This window comes from Tardiphaga sp. 813_E8_N1_3, from assembly GCF_051811025.1.
Taxonomy (GTDB): domain Bacteria; phylum Pseudomonadota; class Alphaproteobacteria; order Rhizobiales; family Xanthobacteraceae; genus Tardiphaga.
In genome coordinates this window covers 1,936,154-1,954,098 of record NZ_JBPWQE010000001.1, presented here as the reverse complement: position 1 = coordinate 1,954,098, position 17,945 = coordinate 1,936,154, and the positions used below count along the sequence as shown (strand labels likewise).

The 17,945-nt window shown below is 61.2% G+C and carries 20 protein-coding genes; 9 read left to right on the top strand and 11 right to left on the bottom strand.

Going from position 1 to position 17,945, the window contains the following annotated elements; genetic code table 11:
- The first annotated feature begins 10 nt into the window (after positions 1 to 10).
- Positions 11 to 958 (top strand): LysR family transcriptional regulator, encoded by a 948-nt coding sequence (locus AB8A33_RS09185; RefSeq protein WP_439092456.1) that lies wholly within the window; start codon positions 11 to 13, stop codon positions 956 to 958.
- On the opposite strand, the gene AB8A33_RS09180 is transcribed toward AB8A33_RS09185, so the two are convergent.
- Both AB8A33_RS09180 and AB8A33_RS09175 read right to left on the bottom strand, forming a co-directional pair.
- The gene (locus tag AB8A33_RS09180; protein WP_439092455.1) at positions 926 to 1,855 is read right to left on the bottom strand and encodes a 2-hydroxyacid dehydrogenase; all 930 of its coding nucleotides are present in this window, start codon (positions 1,853 to 1,855) and stop codon (positions 926 to 928) included. The two genes, AB8A33_RS09185 and AB8A33_RS09180, sit on opposite strands and share 33 nt — an antisense overlap.
- Positions 1,852 to 2,307: a type II 3-dehydroquinate dehydratase gene (locus AB8A33_RS09175; protein ID WP_439092454.1), complete on the bottom strand. Its 456-nt coding sequence runs from the start codon at positions 2,305 to 2,307 to the stop codon at positions 1,852 to 1,854. The genes AB8A33_RS09180 and AB8A33_RS09175 overlap by 4 nt, the downstream gene beginning before the upstream one ends.
- Positions 2,308 to 3,178: 871 nt before the next feature.
- Between AB8A33_RS09175 and AB8A33_RS09170 the strand changes: the two genes are divergently transcribed.
- Positions 3,179 to 5,146, top strand: a complete 1,968-nt coding sequence (locus AB8A33_RS09170) for a cache domain-containing protein (protein ID WP_439092453.1) — start codon at positions 3,179 to 3,181, stop codon at positions 5,144 to 5,146.
- Between the two features lie 14 nt (positions 5,147 to 5,160).
- On the opposite strand, the gene AB8A33_RS09165 is transcribed toward AB8A33_RS09170, so the two are convergent.
- From AB8A33_RS09165 to soxY, 6 genes are all read right to left on the bottom strand, one after another.
- A complete protein-coding gene (locus AB8A33_RS09165; RefSeq protein WP_439092452.1) occupies positions 5,161 to 5,550 on the bottom strand; it encodes a c-type cytochrome in 390 nt (129 codons plus the stop codon).
- Between the two features lie 72 nt (positions 5,551 to 5,622).
- Positions 5,623 to 6,324, bottom strand: a complete 702-nt coding sequence (locus tag AB8A33_RS09160) for a c-type cytochrome (RefSeq protein WP_439092451.1) — start codon at positions 6,322 to 6,324, stop codon at positions 5,623 to 5,625.
- Positions 6,308 to 7,588: a sulfite dehydrogenase gene (soxC, locus tag AB8A33_RS09155; RefSeq protein WP_439092450.1), complete on the bottom strand. Its 1,281-nt coding sequence runs from the start codon at positions 7,586 to 7,588 to the stop codon at positions 6,308 to 6,310. Before soxC ends, AB8A33_RS09160 begins: the two co-directional genes overlap by 17 nt.
- Positions 7,589 to 7,626: 38 nt before the next feature.
- Positions 7,627 to 9,324 (bottom strand): thiosulfohydrolase SoxB, encoded by a 1,698-nt coding sequence (gene soxB, locus AB8A33_RS09150; RefSeq protein ID WP_439092449.1) that lies wholly within the window; start codon positions 9,322 to 9,324, stop codon positions 7,627 to 7,629.
- 103 nt (positions 9,325 to 9,427) lie between these two features.
- A complete protein-coding gene (gene soxZ / locus AB8A33_RS09145) occupies positions 9,428 to 9,757 on the bottom strand; it encodes a thiosulfate oxidation carrier complex protein SoxZ (protein WP_089264796.1) in 330 nt (109 codons plus the stop codon).
- Positions 9,758 to 9,805: 48 nt separating this feature from the next.
- Positions 9,806 to 10,270, bottom strand: coding sequence for a thiosulfate oxidation carrier protein SoxY (soxY, locus tag AB8A33_RS09140; protein WP_115029461.1), 465 nt, complete (start codon positions 10,268 to 10,270; stop codon positions 9,806 to 9,808).
- Between the two features lie 165 nt (positions 10,271 to 10,435).
- Here soxY and soxA point away from each other — a divergent pair, with 165 nt between their 5' ends.
- The 4 genes from soxA (at position 10,436) to AB8A33_RS09120 (ending at position 13,890) form a co-directional block, all read left to right on the top strand.
- Positions 10,436 to 11,260: a sulfur oxidation c-type cytochrome SoxA gene (soxA, locus tag AB8A33_RS09135; protein ID WP_439092448.1), complete on the top strand. Its 825-nt coding sequence runs from the start codon at positions 10,436 to 10,438 to the stop codon at positions 11,258 to 11,260.
- A 10-nt stretch (positions 11,261 to 11,270) separates the two neighbouring features.
- Positions 11,271 to 11,894, top strand: coding sequence for a sulfur oxidation c-type cytochrome SoxX (soxX, locus tag AB8A33_RS09130; RefSeq protein ID WP_439092447.1), 624 nt, complete (start codon positions 11,271 to 11,273; stop codon positions 11,892 to 11,894).
- A gap of 22 nt (positions 11,895 to 11,916) precedes the next feature.
- Positions 11,917 to 12,417: a GlcG/HbpS family heme-binding protein gene (locus tag AB8A33_RS09125; protein ID WP_439092446.1), complete on the top strand. Its 501-nt coding sequence runs from the start codon at positions 11,917 to 11,919 to the stop codon at positions 12,415 to 12,417.
- Between the two features lie 357 nt (positions 12,418 to 12,774).
- Positions 12,775 to 13,890: a serine hydrolase domain-containing protein gene (locus AB8A33_RS09120; protein WP_439092445.1), complete on the top strand. Its 1,116-nt coding sequence runs from the start codon at positions 12,775 to 12,777 to the stop codon at positions 13,888 to 13,890.
- A gap of 78 nt (positions 13,891 to 13,968) precedes the next feature.
- Here the strand turns inward: AB8A33_RS09120 and AB8A33_RS09115 are convergent, their stop codons facing one another.
- Positions 13,969 to 14,556 carry a SoxW family protein gene (locus tag AB8A33_RS09115; protein ID WP_439092444.1) on the bottom strand — a complete coding sequence of 196 codons (588 nt, stop codon included), beginning with the start codon at positions 14,554 to 14,556 and terminating at the stop codon, positions 13,969 to 13,971.
- 19 nt (positions 14,557 to 14,575) lie between these two features.
- Positions 14,576 to 15,319 carry a cytochrome c biogenesis CcdA family protein gene (locus tag AB8A33_RS09110; protein WP_439092443.1) on the bottom strand — a complete coding sequence of 248 codons (744 nt, stop codon included), beginning with the start codon at positions 15,317 to 15,319 and terminating at the stop codon, positions 14,576 to 14,578.
- A gap of 49 nt (positions 15,320 to 15,368) precedes the next feature.
- Between AB8A33_RS09110 and AB8A33_RS09105 the strand changes: the two genes are divergently transcribed.
- The 3 genes from AB8A33_RS09105 to AB8A33_RS09095 all read left to right on the top strand — a co-directional run bounded on the left by AB8A33_RS09105 (position 15,369) and on the right by AB8A33_RS09095 (position 17,359).
- Positions 15,369 to 15,767, top strand: a complete 399-nt coding sequence (locus AB8A33_RS09105) for a thioredoxin fold domain-containing protein (RefSeq protein ID WP_439092442.1) — start codon at positions 15,369 to 15,371, stop codon at positions 15,765 to 15,767.
- 35 nt (positions 15,768 to 15,802) lie between these two features.
- Positions 15,803 to 16,180: an ArsR/SmtB family transcription factor gene (locus AB8A33_RS09100; protein ID WP_068731992.1), complete on the top strand. Its 378-nt coding sequence runs from the start codon at positions 15,803 to 15,805 to the stop codon at positions 16,178 to 16,180.
- Between the two features lie 69 nt (positions 16,181 to 16,249).
- Entirely contained in the window at positions 16,250 to 17,359 is a 1,110-nt protein-coding gene (locus AB8A33_RS09095) for a YeeE/YedE family protein (RefSeq protein ID WP_439092441.1), read from the top strand.
- A gap of 105 nt (positions 17,360 to 17,464) precedes the next feature.
- On the opposite strand, the gene AB8A33_RS09090 is transcribed toward AB8A33_RS09095, so the two are convergent.
- Positions 17,465 to 17,917, bottom strand: coding sequence for a DsrE family protein (locus AB8A33_RS09090; protein WP_439092440.1), 453 nt, complete (start codon positions 17,915 to 17,917; stop codon positions 17,465 to 17,467).
- Positions 17,918 to 17,945 lie beyond the last annotated feature (28 nt).

Below are 17,945 nucleotides of genomic sequence, written 5' to 3'. Positions count from 1 at the left end.
GGAAAACACGATGAGGTTCTCGCTCCGGGCCCTGCGTTATGTGGTTGAGACGGCCGATGCGGGCAGCGTGACGGAAGCCGCCAAGCGCCTGAACGTCTCGCAGCCCTCGATCTCGGCTGCCCTCAGCCAGCTGGAGGCAGAACTCGGCGTCCAGATCTTCGTTCGCCATCTCGCCAAAGGCGTGTCTCTGTCCCCGGCCGGCCAACGGCTGGTGAATGATGCGCGGTTGCTGCTCAACCATGCGCGCGATTTTGCCCAAAGCGCCCAATCGCTGGGCAGCACGCTGCACGGCGAGATCGTCGTCGGCAGCTTTTCGACCCTCGCCACACGCTTCATGCCGGGGCTGCTGTCCGGCTTTCGCGCGCGCCAGCCGGGCATCTCGGTGAAACTGGAAGAAGGCGACCAGCAGGAAATCATCGACGGTCTGGTCTCCGGACGGACCGAACTCGCGCTGTCCTACTCCTTCGCAGTTCCAGACGAGATCGTCGGTGAGAAATTCTGCGAGCTGCCGCCCTTCATCGTGCTGTCGGCGGATCACCCTCTGGCAAACCGGTCGTCGATCAGCCTGACCGAAATGCGCGACGAGCCATTCATCCTGCTGGACCTGCCGCATTCGCGCGACTACTTCGCCAGCCTGTTTACGGCATCCGGTATCGAGCCGCGCATTTCCTTCCGGACCCGATCATTCGAGCTAATCCGCGGACTGATCGGAAATGGCCAGGGATATTCGATCCACAATGCCGTGCCGCGCACCACCATCGGCTATGACGGCAGCCGCGTCGCCGTGGTGCCGATCACCGAAAAACTGCCGGCAACGCATGTCACGGCGCTGCGTCTGAAGCGCCACGCGCTGCGACCGGCGGTGCAGACATTCGCCGACTACGCGCGCGACGCCTTTGCAGTTGGCGGCCAGTTCGCGCCGGGCTCAATAGCCCCGGCGAGGATCGACGCCGCTTAGCAGTTCCTGCCCGGACCGCAGCCGGCGCACATTCTCGCCGATCTGCCGCGCAGCCGACCCCGGCAGCGCCACCGATGCGAGATGCGGCGTGATCAGCACATTGTCCATCGCCCACAACGGACTCTCAGGCGACAACGGTTCGGCCGCAAACACATCCAGCGTGGCCTCCGCGATATGCCCGGAGCGCAGCGCCTCGATCAGAGCCGGCTCATCGACGATGCTGCCGCGCGAAACATTGATGAAGATCGCGCCACGCTTCATCTGCGCCAGGCGCTCGGCATTCAGCAGCCCGCTTGTTTGCGGGGTCTGGGGCAACATGCAGACGAGAATGTCGCTATCGCCCAGGATATCCGGCAACGCGGCTAGGCCGGCCGAGGTCTCGATACCCTCCACCGACTTCAGCGTGTTGGACCAGCCGCGCACGCGATAGCCTTGCCGGGCGCATTCAAGCGCCGCGGTCAGTCCGAGTTCGCCAAGGCCCAGAATGCCGACGGTGACGGTCTCGGGATCGCGCGGATGAATATAATGCCAGCGGCGCTCGCGCTGGGCGCGCTCGAGGGCCGGAATGTCGCGCGCATGGCGCGTCACGGCGAACAGCACATAGCCAGCCATCATCCGCGCCATCTTCGGATCGGAGAGGCGCGTGATCGGAACCTCCGGCAGATCGTCACGCCCGACCAGCGCGTCGACGCCGGCGCCGAGATTGACGACGAGGCCAAGATTGGGATAGCGCGCAAAGAAGCCATGCGGCGGCTTCCAGACAAGGGCCTGCCCTACGCGCGCGGGATCGGTGATATCATCTGCCTGACGCAGATCGATCCCCTCCACCGCCAGCGCCGCACGCCACGTCTCGAAGTCATCGAAGGCGCTGTAGAACGCCATCACCTCCAACGTCATTGCGCGGCCTTTTCGGCGATCAGACGCGACACTGCAGTCAGCGCCAGTTCATAGCCGAGCGCGCCAAGCCCGGCGATGACGCCTGTTGCAGCACGCGACACATAGGAGTGATGGCGAAACGGCTCGCGCTTCCAGATATTGCTCATATGCGCCTCGATGATCGGCCCCTCGAAAGCGAGCAACGCATCGAGGATCGGTACCGACGAGTAAGTGAGACCGGCGGCATTGATGACGATCCCCTCGGCCTTCTCCCTCGCCTCCTGAATCCAATCGACCAGAACGCCCTCGTGATTGGACTGGCGGAAATCAACGGTCAAGCCGAGCGGAGCCGCGTGGTCTTCACAGCGCTTCTTGATCGAGACGAAACTCTCGCGGCCATAGGTGCCGCTTTTGTCCAGCCCATAAAGATTGGCATTGGGACCATTGAGGAAATAGACAACTGGAGACGTCATGACCGCGCTTTCATGTGTCTGGAGGGCAATCGGCTCGAGTGGCAAGACCGAACCGGGAGAAAATACCAACGAACGAGCGACGTCGGATGATCCCAGATGCTCACCCCTTCGCCAACAGGACGCATGCAGCTACGCATCGACGCAGCGCATCCGCAAATTGAACCTTAGAGAGACCTGCCTCATTGCAGAAATCAAAAGAACCTATGCGGTTCGACGGATTTCAGTATGATTCAGAGGTTGCTGTTGCCGCAGATGAAAAGCCCGGAGGCGCCACCGTCCGCCGCCCGGCAAAATGCGCGAAGCGACCAATTGAAGGAAACCGACAGAAGAAGGAAACCGGCCGAAAAAATCGGTCCGGATCAGATGCGGTGCACGGTCGGCATCCGGCTAATGCATTGGCGCGTGTTTCAAGGAATCCCTGATTTCGCGCCAGATGCTCACGCACCAGCTTCTCGCTCTATGGGTCAACGCATTTCTCAAGATTCACTCTCGCTACCGCTCTATCTCCTTAGAGTGATGAGCAAGAGTTGTGCCAACAACAATACTAAGAAAGCGGCGGCAGGTGTAAACTAACGTGGCAGCCCGCCTCCTCCAGTGGCTCGCGTTTCTATTCGTCGTCCAGCATGCCGCGGTACTGAGCGGCACTGTTCGAGCTGCTTTGCCTTTTCGATCACGCTGGTCATCCAACTGCGCGAGGTTGGATCGCCGTTGCCACCGCTGTAAGCGGCCCCTCGGGCTTTGCGCGGGCCGCCTCGGCGAATCTGCAAGCATCTGACAGCTCGACTGTATTTTAACCTATTCAATCTACAGTTGACCAAAGACTCGTCAGAAGTTGAGTAGTTCGGCGCGACGCCGCCAGACGGAACAAGACATGCTTGCAAATCTGAGCCTGAAGGCCCGCATTACAGCAGCACTCGCAGTGTCTGCGGCAGCAACCGCCCTCGCCGTGCTTTTCGGGGCCATGTGGATCATCGGTGGCATCGTCGATCGGGCCGATCGTAGTGAACTGCAAAGCAACTACGATGCCCTGCAGTCGCGATTGATGCAGGAATCCCGCCGGGCCGCGGCCATGAGCGCCGTGGTAGCAACCATTCCGGCGGTGCAGGACGCGGTCGCACGTAACGATCGCGACGCGCTGTTGCAGTTATTCGGACCGGGCTTTGCCCAGCTCAAGTCGGACTATGGCGTCGACCAGTTTCAATTCCATACGCCTGCGGGATTGTCCCAGTTCCGGGTGCATCAACCTGCCAAGTTCGGCGACGATCTGACCGGCTTCCGCAAGACTGTGGTCGTGGCCAACGCGACAATGAAACCCGTTGTTGGCCTGGAAGGCGGCGTCGCCGGCCTCGGCATTCGCGGCGTCGTGCCGGTTGCACAGAAAGGCAAACATCTCGGCACCGTCGAGTTCGGGTTGACGTTCGGACAGGGCTTCTTCGACGAGTTCAAGCGCGCGCGCAACGTCGACGTCGCATTCTATCTTGCGGGAAATGAGGGCTTCAAGACATTCGGCGGCACGCTCGGCAGCACAACGTTTTTTGATGCCGACGCCTATCGCAGCGCCACCAATGGCAGCTTCATCGTCCGCCAGGGCGAGATGAAGACGACACCCGTGGTCGCGCTGCTCGGCCCGATCAAGGATTTCTCCGGCCAGTCGATCGGCGCCGTCGAGATCGTCATGGACAACAGCGAATATGCGGCGTCCATCGCGCACGCGCGTCTGCTGGCCGCCGGCATCGCAGCGATCTGTCTGGTGCTGGCTGTCGCCGGCGGCCTTCTGATTGCCCGCGGCATTTCACGGCCAATTCTTGCCATCACGCAGGCGATGCGCGAACTCGCCGAAGGAAATCTGTCGGTCGCCCTGCCGCAACATCGCGGCAAGGACGAAGTCGGCCAGATGGCGCAGGCGGTCGAGGTCTTCAAGCAGAACGCGATCCGGGTCAGCCACTTTCAGGCTGACCAGGATGCGAGCGCTGCACGCGCCGAGCAGGAAAAACGCGCGATCTTCGCCTCGCTCGCCGACAGCTTCGAGGGCAATGTCCGCAAGGTCGTCGACCACGTATCATCGGCCGCAGCAGACATGCAGAACACGGCGCAGTCGATGTCGTCGGTGGTCGAACAGTGCCGGATCCAGTCCAACGAAGTCTCCGATGCATCATTGTCGGCCACCGACAATGTGCAGACCGTCGCTGCAGCGTCGGAAGAGCTGTCGTCCTCGATCGGCGAGATCAACCGGCAACTGGCGCAATCTTCCGCCGCGGTCGGAAAGGCTGCCGACAGCGGACGGCGCTCCAATGCACGCATGCAGAGTTTGGCCGCCGCGGCCCAGAAGATCGGCGAGGTCGTCGCCTTGATCAATCACATCGCCAGCCAGACCAATCTTCTGGCGCTGAATGCCACGATTGAGTCGGCGCGCGCCGGCGAGGCCGGGAAGGGATTTGCGGTCGTGGCGGGTGAAGTCAAATCGCTGGCGACCCAGACCGCCAAGGCGACCGAGGAAATCCGCGCCCAGATCGCATCCATCCAGGGCGAGACCAACGCTGCGGTGGAGGAGATCCAGGCGGTCTGCGCCACCATCGACGAGGTCGACAAGATCTCGTCGGCCATTGCTGCAGCCATTGAAGAACAGGGTGCCGCAACGCAAGAGATTGCCCGCAATGTCAATCAGGCAGCGGCGCGTACCGACGACGTGTCTCGTAATATCTCCAGCGTAACGTCGGGCATTTCCACGACCGGCTCCGCCGCGCAGGAGGTGCTGGGCTCGGCGACAAAACTCGCGTCGCAATCGGAAGTGCTGCGCAACGAGGTCGACCGCTTCCTGGCGAGCATCAGGGCCGCCTGAGAAGCGACAGCGCTTTAGCCGCCCTTCTTGCCGTCCGCCGCAAACTGCTTCAGGAACGCGGTGAGATCCTTGATCTCCTGCTCGTTCTTGATGCCGGCAAAGCTCATCTTGGTGCCGGGGATCTTGCCCTTCGGGTCCTTGATGTAATCGGTGAACACCTGATCATCCCAGATCAGGCCGGAAGTCTTGTTGGCGTCGGAATAATTATAGCCAGCAACAGTGCCGGATTTGCGCCCGAACAGACCGTTCAGGATCGGCCCCACGGTGTTCTTCGCGGTCTCGCCGACCTGATGGCAGGCGCGGCACTTGTTGAAGGACTTCTCCCCGGCTGCAACATCCTGCGCCATGGCATTGGTTGTCATCAGTGCGAACGACAAAGCGAGCAGCGAAAAGCGGAGCGTCATCCTGGTCAAACCTCGATTGTGGTGATTGTCGTGGCGTGTCCACGCGGGCAGCAAGTCAAGAATGCCGTCGCACTACTCGACCTTGGGGCCGGACTTGCCGTCAGGCGTGACGTCGATGGACATGGCCCGCCCGGTCACCTTCGGCACCGGCCGGCAATCCTTCATGCACGGGTTCTTGTTCCAGAACTGCTTCTCGGACGTCTCGCGGTCATCCTCGAAAAATGCTGCAGCATTCGGCATCTTGATCGACGTGAAGTTCTTCTCGTTGAGTTCGAATTTCTCGTCCTTGACGATATCGTTCATGCTGAGAATGTAGGCCGTCAGCGCATAGACCTCGTCATTGGTCAGCGACTGCGCATTGCCATAGGGCATCGCGCGCTTGATGTAGTCGAACACGGTGGAAAGGTCGGGCCAGAACGAGCCGACGGTCTTGTCCGGCCGGTCCGCCTTCAATGTGCCGGCACCGCCGGCAAGCACCGGCCATCGACCGACGCCCTGTCCGAATTCGCCGTGACAGGACGCACACTTCTCCTGAAACAGATCGTCGCCCTGCTTCACGGTGCCCTTGCCGACCGGAAGACCACGCCCGTCCGGCCGCACGTCGGTGTCCCAGGCCGCGATTTCCTCAGCCGTGGCCGCACGGCCAAGCCCGAGCTTCGCAGTAGGCTTGGTTACGTCGCGGCCCGCCATCTGCTGGGCCACGCTTGGCGCAGTCGTGCCGCCGAGCAGACATGCCGCCAGCACCAGTATCAGCGCGTTAGCCGATTTCGACATTTTCAGTCTCCCCGCCCGAACGCACCAGCCAGGTCTGAATGCCGTTATTGTGGTAGATCGAATTGACGCCACGCACCTTGCGCAGCTCGTCCTTCGACGGCTGCACATAGCCGGTGGAGTCGATGGCGCGAGACTGGATCATCAGCTCCTGTCCGTTCCAGTCGAAATCCACATAGAAGCGCACCACGGACTTGTCGAAGACCGGACCATCGATGCGCGCGGTCTGCCAGTTGCGCCCGCCATCCAGGGATACATCGACGCGCTTCACCGTGCCGCGGCCGGACCAGGCCAGCCCGCTCAGCACATTGCGTCCCTTGTGTTTCAGCGGCGCCTGCGGCGATGGATTGGTCACCACCGACTTCGCGTCCATCACGAATGTATGCTTGCGAGAATTTCCGTCGGCCAGCAGATCCGTGTATTTCGACGTCTCCTCGCGGGTCTGCCACGGCTGGTCACCGACCTCGATGCGGCGCAACCACTTGACCCACAGATTGCCTTCCCAGCCGGGAATGACCGCGCGCAGCGGATAACCCTGCTCAGGACGCAGTGCCTCACCATTCATGGCGAAAGCGATCATGACATCGTTCAGCGCCTTCTCGATTGGCAGCGAACGATTCATGCCGGCGGAATCGGCGCCTTCCAGCATCAGCCACTTGGCATTCGGCTTCAGCCCGGCCTCATCCAGCAACACCTTCAAAGGCACGCCGGTATACATCACGTTATGGATCATGCCGTGCGTGAACTGACAGCCGTTGAGCTGGCTGCCGCGCCATTCCATGCCGGAATTGGCCGCGCATTCGAGGAAGTACACCTTGTTAACGCGCGGCATCCGCTTGATGTCGTCCATGGTGAACACCAGCGGCTTGTCGATCATCCCGTTGATCATCAGGCGATGATCCGCCGGATTGATCTCGGCCACGCCGCCGTGATGACGCTCGAAGCACAGGCCGGACGGCGTGATGATGCCCTCGAGGTCGTGCAGTGGCGTGAAGTTGACCGAGGACTCCGCCGACGCGGTGAGCCAGGGAACGTCGCGCCGGATCACATTCTTCTCGAACTTCGAGGGGACGCCGTAAGGATGCTTGTCCACGCCATCGCCGAGATAGCGCTGCCAGTCCTGCACGTCGGTGATGAGTGCTTCGGATTTCGCCGTCTCGCCTGCAAGTGCGGGGATCGCCGACAATGCGGCGCCTGCGCCGGCCAGGCTTGCCGCGCCGAGAAAGCGGCGGCGATTGAGCGTTTCTGCTGATGTTCGATCAGTCATGCGACAAGCTTTCCTGTCTCTGCAATGCGACGTCTGAATCAGGCCCCGGTCACCTTGACCGCGGTGTTGGGTTCGATCCTGACGGTAGAGACCTTCGCCACATGCGCCGCGACCACGTCCCAGATCGGCGGTCCCTGCGTGTTCTCGTTGATGCTGGCCCAGCCCGAGACCGTGTAGGTCTTGCTCGCCTCGATCGGTTTGCCGGACTTCAGGTGGGTCATCGCGGAAATGCGCGATCCCATCGGTCTGGAAATATCGATCGCATAGCCCATGCCGCCCATGCGGACCATGTCGCCGCCGCCCTGGAAATACGGATCGGGATGGAAGATGTTATCGGCGACATCCTCCAGCACTTCCTTGATCTGCGTGCCGGTCATCTGGTTGCGATAACAATTCGGATAGGTGATCGCGGTGGCGTTGGTGATCTGCTCCCAGGTGATCGCATCGCCGGGGATCAGCGTGCCGCCCCAGCGGAATCCCGGCGACAGCACGATCTCCGCATCGCGCTCGGACATCATGGCGTTGCAGATCAGATCGTCGAAGGTGCCGTTGAAATTGCCGCGGCGATACAGCAGCGAATCCGTCCTGCCGATCTCGCGTGCCAGATCCTTGGCGAAAGGTGCCCTCACCTTCTCCACCAGCGCAGTCATCGCCGCATCAGGTTTGATGGCATCGGCGAAGACCGGCATCAGCTTGAAGCGGATATCGGAGACCTTCTTGTCCTTCACCTCGATATCGAGGCGCGACACGAACTTGCCATGCGAGCCGGTTGCGACCAATACCGTGTTGCCGACCTTGATCAGGCCGGGCATGGCGTCATGGGTGTGCGCCGTCAGGATAACGTCGAGCCCCTTCACGCGGCCGGCCAGCTTGCGATCGACGTCGAAACCGTTATGCGACAGCAGCACCACGATGGAGGCGCCGGCAGCGCGCGCTTCGTCGACCTGCTTCTGGATATCTTCCTCGCGAATACCGAATTCCCAGTTCGGGAACATCCAGCGCGGATTGGCAACGGCCGTGCGCGGCAGTGCCTGACCGATCACGGCAATAGTGGCGCCACCGCGCTCGAACATCTTGCGCGCCTCGAACACCGGCTCCTGCCATTCGTTGTCGCGAATGTTCTGCGCGAGGAAGGCGAAGGGGGCGCTATCGGCGATCTGCTTGACGCGTTCGGCGCCATAGGTGAATTCCCAATGGCCGACCATGGCATCGAGCTTCAGAGCCGACATCACATCGACCATGTCCTGCGCCTTGGTCTGCAGTGACGTCCAGCTGCCCTGCCAGCTATCGCCGCCATCCAGCAACAGCACCTTGTCGTCGCCGCGCTCGGCGCGCACGGCGCCGATCAGCGTGGCGATACGGTCCATGCCGCCCATGCGGCCATAGTTCTTTGCAAGCGCGACAAAGTCATCGGCCGTCAGCCCGAAGGCATCGGCCGAGCCGGCTGCGATCTTGAAGTAGTTGCGAAACTCGGCATCCGTGAGATGCGGCGGCATGCCCTTCACTTCGCCGACGCCGAGATTCACCGATGGTTCGCGGAAGTGCAGCGGCATCAATTGCGCGTGGGTGTCAGCGACGTAGAGTATCGTCACCGTACCCAGCGGATCGAACCGCAGAATATCGGCCTGCGTCAAACGCTGCTGCGCCGCAGCGCGGCCGAGCGGGCCAAGGCCGCTTCCGATCGTCAGCGCAGACGCAGCCGCCGTCGCTTGCAGGAAATCCCGCCTCGATATCATGATCCACCTATGATCCCTTCCGGTATGGAAGGGTGAATGTTCAGAAGAACGTCAGATCCAGGATCTGCGATTCCAAGATCTGCGATTCAAAGTCTGCAATCCGTCAGGCCACGGTCAGCTTGTTGGTTGCGACATAGTCGGAGCCGTCGTCATCCTTCCAAGTGAAGGTGAATTCGCCGGACTCGGCAGCCTTGTAGAAAAACGACTGATAGGGATTGGCCGAGATGGCGGGATTCCAGTCGGCCTCGAACACCGTCTTGCCGTTGAAAGCCGCGGTGAACTTGTTGATGATCTTGCGCGGCACGACCTTGCCGGCCGCATCCTTGCGCTGGCCGGATTCCATTTCGTGAGAGATCAGCGTCTTGATCTCGATCAGCTCGCCCGGCTTGGCCTGGGTCGGAACGCGAACGCGCGGGGTTGGTTTGGTTGCCATGGGAAAGTCCTCGCCTGATAAATCTGTTCTGTGAACGAAGCTGCGCGACTAGCCGCCGCAGCCGCCGATCGTGACTTTCACATTGGCCTTGGCCATGTGCAGCTTGCCGTTGGACATTTCGGCGATGCAGACGATGTTCTGGGTTTCCGCAAGACGCATGCGGGTCGATGCCGAGGCCTTGCCGCAAGCCGGCGTGAACCGGTAGCTGACGACGGCCGGCAACGGATTGCCCTCGGCGAACACATGCACCGACTTGACGTAATCGGCGTCGGTCATCGGGCTTTCGACATCGACATTGACCGGGACCACAAGGCCGTTCTCGGCGATCTCGGGCACGTCGAGCTTGATCTTGCCGCTTTCGAATTTCTTGTCGCCATACAGCTTCTTGATTTCGGCGGCGACGGCCTGCTCGTCGGCCAGCGACAGTCTGGGAGCAAGGATTGCTGCGAGACCGGCGATCGCGGCCATGGCCAGCGTTTCGCGACGGGTCTTCTCGACCGACTTCAGAACCATGAGTGTATCCTCCTGCGGGATTTGGACGATCCCTTTACAATAGTATCGCTTGACGATTCCAAGTCTGATCTATCTTATCTGGGACATATCATTATATTCTTTTTCTTGAATGTAAAGATCTGAAATGCACAGCTGCCGCAGAGACGGCGATGTGGGAGGGGACAAATGAGGAAGACCGCCATCCGGTCAGCAGCAGCGGCCATTCTGGTACTCTGCGCGGGCACCTTCGGCGTTTGCGCCCAGGACGCCAGCGAGAAAGAGATCGAACGCTATCGCGAGATGATCTCGGACCCGATGTCCAATCCCGGCTATCTCGCCGTTGACCGCGGCGAAGCGCTGTGGGGCGAAGCCCGCGGCACCAAGAATGTTTCGCTCGAAACCTGCAATCTCGGTCTCGGCGCCGGCAAGCTCGAAGGCGCCTTCGCGCAGTTGCCGCGCTACTTCGCAGATGCCGACAAGGTCATGGACCTCGAGCAGCGCCTGTTGTGGTGCATGCAGAACATTCAGGGACTTGATACCAAGGATGTCATCGCACGGCGCTTTTCAGGCCCGGGCCGCGCATCCGACATGGAAGACCTCGTCGCTTACATCGCCAACAAATCGAACGGCATGAAGATCAACATTCCGCTGAGCCATCCCAAGGAACAGGAGATGGTGGCGGTCGGCGAAGCGCTGTTCTATCGCCGCGGCGGCGTCAACGATTTCTCCTGCGCCACCTGCCATGCCGACGAAGGCAAGCGCATCCGGCTGCAGGGATTGCCGAACTTCTCCAAGCCCGGCAAGCCGGCGCAGGAAACCATGGGCGGCTGGCCGACCTATCGCGTCTCGCAGGGCGCGCTGCGCACCATGCAGCATCGGTTGTGGGATTGCTTCCGTCAGCAACGCTGGCCCGTGCCGGAATACGGCTCGGACGTCATAACCGCCCTCACCTCTTTCCTGCAGAAACAAGCGGTGGCCGGCGAACTCAACGTCCCATCGATCAAGCGATAAGGAGCCCGGGATGAAACGCATTTTGACACTTGCCGCGCTCGTTCTCGCAGCAGGCTTCTCGACGACGACTGCATCAGCGCAAACCGCCAAGGCGCCGGATCCAGCTCTCGTCGATGCCTATATGAAATCCACCTTCGGCAAGGCGCCGCCAGAATGGCAGGCGCGCATCGAGCCGGACGAAACGCTGAAGACCTGCAACTCCTATCACAATGAAGTTCCCAGCGCCGAGGCCGAAAAGATCACCGCGCGCGAAATGGCGCGGGTGGTGTATCCCGCCGACGGCAAATTCCTCGGCAACTGGAAGGAAGGCGCCAAGATCGCCAATAACGGTCGCGGCGGCCAGTTCTCGGATCCACCTGACACTGTCAGCGGCGGCAACTGCTACGCCTGTCATCAGATGGAGCAGAAGGAAGTCAGCTACGGCACGCTCGGGCCGAGCCTGACCAATTACGGCAAGGACCGCAAATACGATCCGCAGGAAATCAAGAACGCCTTCACCAAGGTCTACGACTCGCAAGCCGTGTTCGCCTGCTCCAACATGCCGCGCTTCGGCGTCAACAAGGTACTGAGCGAGCAGCAGATCAAGGATATCGTGGCTTTCCTGTTCGATCCGGAATCGCCGGTCAACAAGTAACCGAAGCTGAGAGGGAATCGACATGACGATGCGAAACGCATGGATTGCCGTCGTCCTGTCGATGCTCGCATCATCTGCAGTGAGGGCCGAGGAAGCCGTCGTCAGCTACAAATCCCTCGGACTTGAGGTGGCGCTCGACGCCGCGCGTGCGGCGCTAAAGGAGTGCCAGAAGCGCGGTTACCAGGTCGCCGTTGCCGTGGTCGATCGCTTCGGCACGCCGCAAGTCCTGCTGCGCGATCGCTTTGCCGGGCCGCACACGCCACCGACGGCGACCGGAAAAGCATGGACCTCCGCGACCTTCCGCAACAGCACCACCGAACTCAACGCGATCAGCCAGCCCGGCATGATGCAAGCCGGGCTGCGCAACCTGCCGAATGTCGTGATCATTGGTGGCGGCATGATGATCGAAGGCGGCGGTGCAATGCTGGGCGCCATCGGCGTATCGGGTGCCCCCGGTGGCGATGCCGACGAGGCCTGCGCCAAGGCGGGCATTGCCGCGATCCAGGACAAACTTGATTTCTGAGAGTGTGTTTGAGAGAAGCGGGGGATGTAGGTCTTGTCCGCGACCCATTGCACAAGGCGACCGGCATAGTCGCCATCGGCGAAGATGCGGACGATGAGCGGATAGCGCCTACATGAGGCTTTGAGCGGCAGCTTGCCGCCGTCGCGATCAGGGCCAGAGTGCGTCGGTCAGCTGTGTATCGTAGCCTCGCCGCGCTGGTTTCTCTTCGGCATATCGCGTCGGCTCGCGCCGTTGGTCCGACGCCCGATGAATCACGATAAACGCGAATTGAGAAGTGTAGGCTTTAAGCGCGTTGAGAAGCATGCTTCATTAGAAAACAGTCAGCTTTTTAAATACGCTCTGAGACACACTAGGCTTATGCATCAAATCGCTCGCTCAATGCGCCTGTGGGCAATGTGCTGCGCCTTTGTGCTTCTACTCATCCACGGGTTCACGACAACAACGCCCGCTGCACCGATCAACTTTCCGGACGTGTCGTGGGAGGAGATCCCCGAGTCGGAATTGGGGAGCACCTGCCGCGACGATCTCAAGACCGCCCGCGACTACGTGCGCACGCTGGACACGACGGCCCTGATGGCCGTGCAGGACGGTCGCGTGCTGTTGAGCGAAGGCCCGGTCCAGACTGTCAGCATTGTGTTCTCGGTGCGAAAGAGCGTGCTGTCGATGTTGTACGGCAAGTACGTGGCGAGCGGCACTATCAACCTCGATCGCACGCTGGCTGACTTGGGGATCGACGATGTCGGCGGCCTGCTACCCACGGAGCAACAGGCAACGCTGCGCGACTTGCTCACCTCACGCTCGGGTGTCTACCACGCGGCCGCCAACGGTGGCGATGATGCAGCTGCCGCACCGCCGCGCGGATCGCAAACGCCGGGCAGGTACTTTCTTTATAACAATTGGGACTTCAACGCGGCCGGCACCGCCTTCGAGCGCCTGACCGGGCGCGGCATTTACCAAACATTTGCTGACGATCTCGCCACGCCCCTGCAGCTCGAAGATTTTGACCTCATCCGCCATGCGCACAGTGGAAACGCCCGACGATCAGAGCATTTAGCCTATCCCTTCTTCCTATCCACACGCGACATGGCACGCCTAGGCTACCTGATGTTGAGCCGGGGCAACTGGCACGGACAGCAACTGGTTCCGGCCGACTGGGTGGCAGAGATAACGCGGCAGACAACGCCCGCCGCACTGATGCACCCGTCCCGCACGGCGCGACGCGGATTCGGGTATGGCTATCTGTGGTGGCTCCTTGAAGAGCCGCCGGGCTCGCCATTGAACGGCGCCTACATGGCGTGGGGCGTCCACGGTCAATACATCCTCGTCATCCCCAAAAAGGCGATGGTCGTCGCACACAAGCGCCAAGTGCCAGTGGCGGGGAATTGGAACGTCAGCTGGGTCGGCCCACGCGAGTTCCTGCATGTCGCCCGCATACTGGCCGCCGCCCCTTGTCGGGCGGGCGAGACTCGCTGAGGCCATGCACGCAATCTGGTTCGACCTTCTTTTGTTAGCCGGACCCTTTTCTCAAACACGCTCTAAGCTTGATTTCGCCTACGCCTGCTTTTTCAGCCACTCCGGAAACGTTGCCGTCTCGTAGCCCTTCTGGCGCACGTAACGGAACATCGCGAGAAACTCCACCGGCTCCAGGAGTCCGGGCATCCGCGCGACTTCCCGCGCCTGCCCGCTTTTCGATGCCAGTCCCGCGACGGTCTCCGGAAAGAACTGGATCGTCGGCGTGAAGCGAATGCCGTAGGATTCGCCGAAGGTCTTCTCGCCGCGCTTGCGGCCATCGAAATCCGTCACCTCACGTGCGCCGATGTGATTGAGATGCAGGATCTCGAAATTGTCGCGGATATAGGTCTCGATCTTCGGATCGGTCATGTAGCTCTCATGCATGCGCTTGCAGGCGGGACAGCCCTTGAGCCCCCACATGATCGCGAAGCGCTTGCCCTTGGCGGTCGCGCCAGCCAGATCTTCGGAGAGATCGAGAAAGCTCTCCAGATACCAGTCCATCTGATAGAGCCCGTCGTCGCCGAGCGTCGCTTTCGCAGATGCCGGCGCCGTTCGTAATCCGAGCATGCCGATACCGAGTGCGGCAAGCGCATGCCGTCGGGTGATCACACCAGCTACCTCAGACATTCGATCCTCCCGATCCGCATCACCCGACCGTACCAAAGGCCGGAAAGGTCTCCAGCAACCAACCTGAAATGCGCGGCATTGCGCCAGTCAAAAACAGAACGCCGGTCAGGACAAGACCGGCACCGATCACCTTCTCGATAGCCAGCATATGCTGACGCAGCCGCACCATCAGCCGCATGAAAGGTGCCGAAAACAGCGACGCCAGCATGAAGGGAATGCCGATGCCGAGCGCGTAGGCCGCAAGCAGAAGCGCGCCCTGCGCCGGTGCGCCTTCAGCACCTGCGACCATTAGAATGGCAGCCAGCACCGGCCCGACGCAGGGCGTCCATCCGAAAGCGAAGGCAAGCCCGACCAGATAGGCACCGAGAAATCCCGCCGGCTTGCGCACGGCCTGAAAGCGCGCCTCGCGAAACAACAGCCCGATCCTGAAGACGCCCAGAAAGTGCAGCCCGAGAATGACGATCAGCAGACCGGCGATGATGCCCAGTGTCTCGAAATGCGCCGTGATCGCCTTGCCGATCAGCGATGCCGATGCGCCCAGAGCGACGAAGACCGTCGCAAACCCCAATACGAACGCAAAGGACAATGCGACCACGCGTCTATTCGGTCGCCAGCCGGCCTGACCACCGCGATCGTCGAGTTCGTCCAGGCTGACACCTGCCAGAAAGCAGAGATAGGGCGGCACCAGCGGCAGAACGCATGGCGACAGGAACGACAACAGCCCTGCGCCCAGGGCACCAAGGAACGAGATTGACGACACCACGGCGGATCCGGTTCTGGCATAAATATTCGAATTCGTGTATGTGTAACACATGACGTGGAAATTGCCTCTGAAAACCTCGTTGATCGCAACTTTGTTGGTGATGACTGCGGCGCTGTCGCCGTGCATCGCTGATGCGTCCGAGCTACTGATGTTCGAACGCGATGGCTGCGTCTGGTGCGCGCGCTGGAATCGCGAAATCGCTCCTGTCTACGACAAGACCGATGAAGCCAAGCTTCTTCCGCTGCGCCGCATCGATATGGATCGCGACAAATCGCCGGGCGTCGCACTGGCGTCCCCGGTGCGTTTCACACCGACCTTTCTGATCGTGGACAACGGCCGCGAGATCGGCCGCATCACCGGCTACATGAACGACGAATCCTTCTGGAGCCTGCTCGGGAAGTATGCTGCCAGACTGACCACCTCACAGCCCAACGCCAATCGTTCCTGATCCTCTTCAAACATTCGCGGGATACGCGCGCTGCCATGGCCTCCATCATTCCATCCGAACTCGAAGACGAACTGCGCGACGGCGCGGAATACTCGCCCGAACTCGACCAGTTGATGCGCAAGGCCCGTAAGGCCAGCAACTTCCTGAAAGCGATCTCGCACGAAAACCGCCTGCTGCTGTTGTGTCTGCTGGCGGAGCGGGAGCGGTCGGTATCCGAACTGGAAAACATCCTGTCGCTGCGGCAGTCAGCGGTGTCCCAGCAACTCGCGCGTCTGCGCTACGACGGCATGGTGGAGACCCGCCGCGACGGCAAGACGATCTATTACAGCCTGGCCAATGACGACGTGCGAAGCGTCATCTCGGTCATCTATGATATTTTCTGCGCCACACCGGCGCCGACCAAGAAAAAATAACGCCGCCGATCCGGCAGGCGGAGGAGCGCGGCCCGTAAGGCCAGCGCGCCTCACATCGGGAGGAAACCCATGCAGAACATGTCTGCTTGGTTATCGGCGCTGGCTGGCTTTGCCATCGGCGTTGCTGCGGGATTTGCCGCACGACGCGCGCGCCTTTGCACGTTTGGCGCGATTGAAGACGCGTTGATGGGCGGTGACAACCGTCGCCTCAAGATTTTCGGTCTGGCGCTTGGCGTCGCCATGCTCGGCACCCAGGCACTGATCCTGTCCGGCTTTCTCGCGCCAGAACACACCACTTACGTTCCCACCGCATTGCCCCTCATTGCGATCGTCATCGGCAGCATCATGTTCGGCACCGGCATGGCGATGGTCGGCACCTGCGGCTTCGGCTCGCTGGTCCGGCTCGGCACCGGCGATCTCAGGAGCCTGATCGTGATCCTCGTGCTGGGTGCGACAGCCTATGCGACCTTGCGCGGACTGTTCGCCGATCTTCGCATTGGCGTGCTTGAGCAGCTATCGATCCGCATGCCGAACGGCATACGCTCGGACTTTGCATCGCTGCTGACGCAAGCGACCGGCCGCGATCTGCGCGTGCCGCTCGCCATCATTGTCGGCAGCGGCCTCTGTTGGCTGGCACTCAGCGACAAACGTCTGCGCCGCGCCCCGCGCCTGCTCACTGCCGGCGTCGCACTCGGATTGCTCACGATTGCCGGCTGGATCGTTACGGTGGGATTGAACGACGATTTCGTGGGGCCGCCGCGCCCGCAAAGCCTGACATTCGTATCGACGATCGGAAAGGCACTGTATGCCGGGGTTCTGAATGTCGCGAACTTCGCCGATTTCGGCGTCGGCAGCGTGTTCGGCGTCATTGCCGGTGCCTGGGCTGCAGCGTGGTTCGCCGCCGAACTGCGCTGGGAAGCCTTCGACGACGATCACGAAATGCGCCGCCATCTCGTCGGCGCCTGCCTGATGGGTATCGGCGGCATCCTGGCCGGCGGCTGCACCATCGGTCAGGGCATTACCGCGGGATCGATGCTGGCGCTGTCCTGGCCAATTGCCGTCGGCGGCATGGTGCTCGGCGCGCGCATCGGCATCGCTATCCTGGTCGATGGCTCGCCGCGCGACCTCATCCAGCGCAACTGGCTGCTGCTCGCGCGGAAAGCGCCGCCGTCCAAGTAGTCATAGTGTTTTCGAGCGAAGTGGAGACCGGTTCGCGTCAAGAAAACGCGTCAAAACAAAAAGGCCAGAGCCCGGTTCTGATTCAATCAGAACCGGGCTGTAGCGTCAGGGCTTGAGGTAGCTCCAGCCGGCTTCCTGCAGCTCAATCAGCCGGACAGCGCCCGATGGCACCACCGTCGCCTCGGATACGACGCTGATCGCCTTGCCCTCACGCTTCTCCATGCCCTCTTTGGTATTTCCGCAGGCGATGAATTTGACGCTGGACGGGAAGCTCGCATCGACGATCTGCTTGATGCGGTCTTTCACCGGCGAGGTGTCGTCGCGCAGCATGTGCAAGCCCGGACCGTAGGTGACGATCTCGATCTGCACGTCCTCATTCTTGGCCTTGTAGAACTCCATGACATTGGTCGCGTTGTTCAGCGCCAGATTCATCAGAGCCGGATCGTTCTGATTGACCTGAATGGCGACACGATGCTGCTTCACATCCGCGGCATGGCCGACTGAGGCGATCAGCGCAAATAGGACGGCTCCGGCAATTGATCTCAACAATGATCGCATCTCAAAACTCCTTTTCCAGGGACGTACA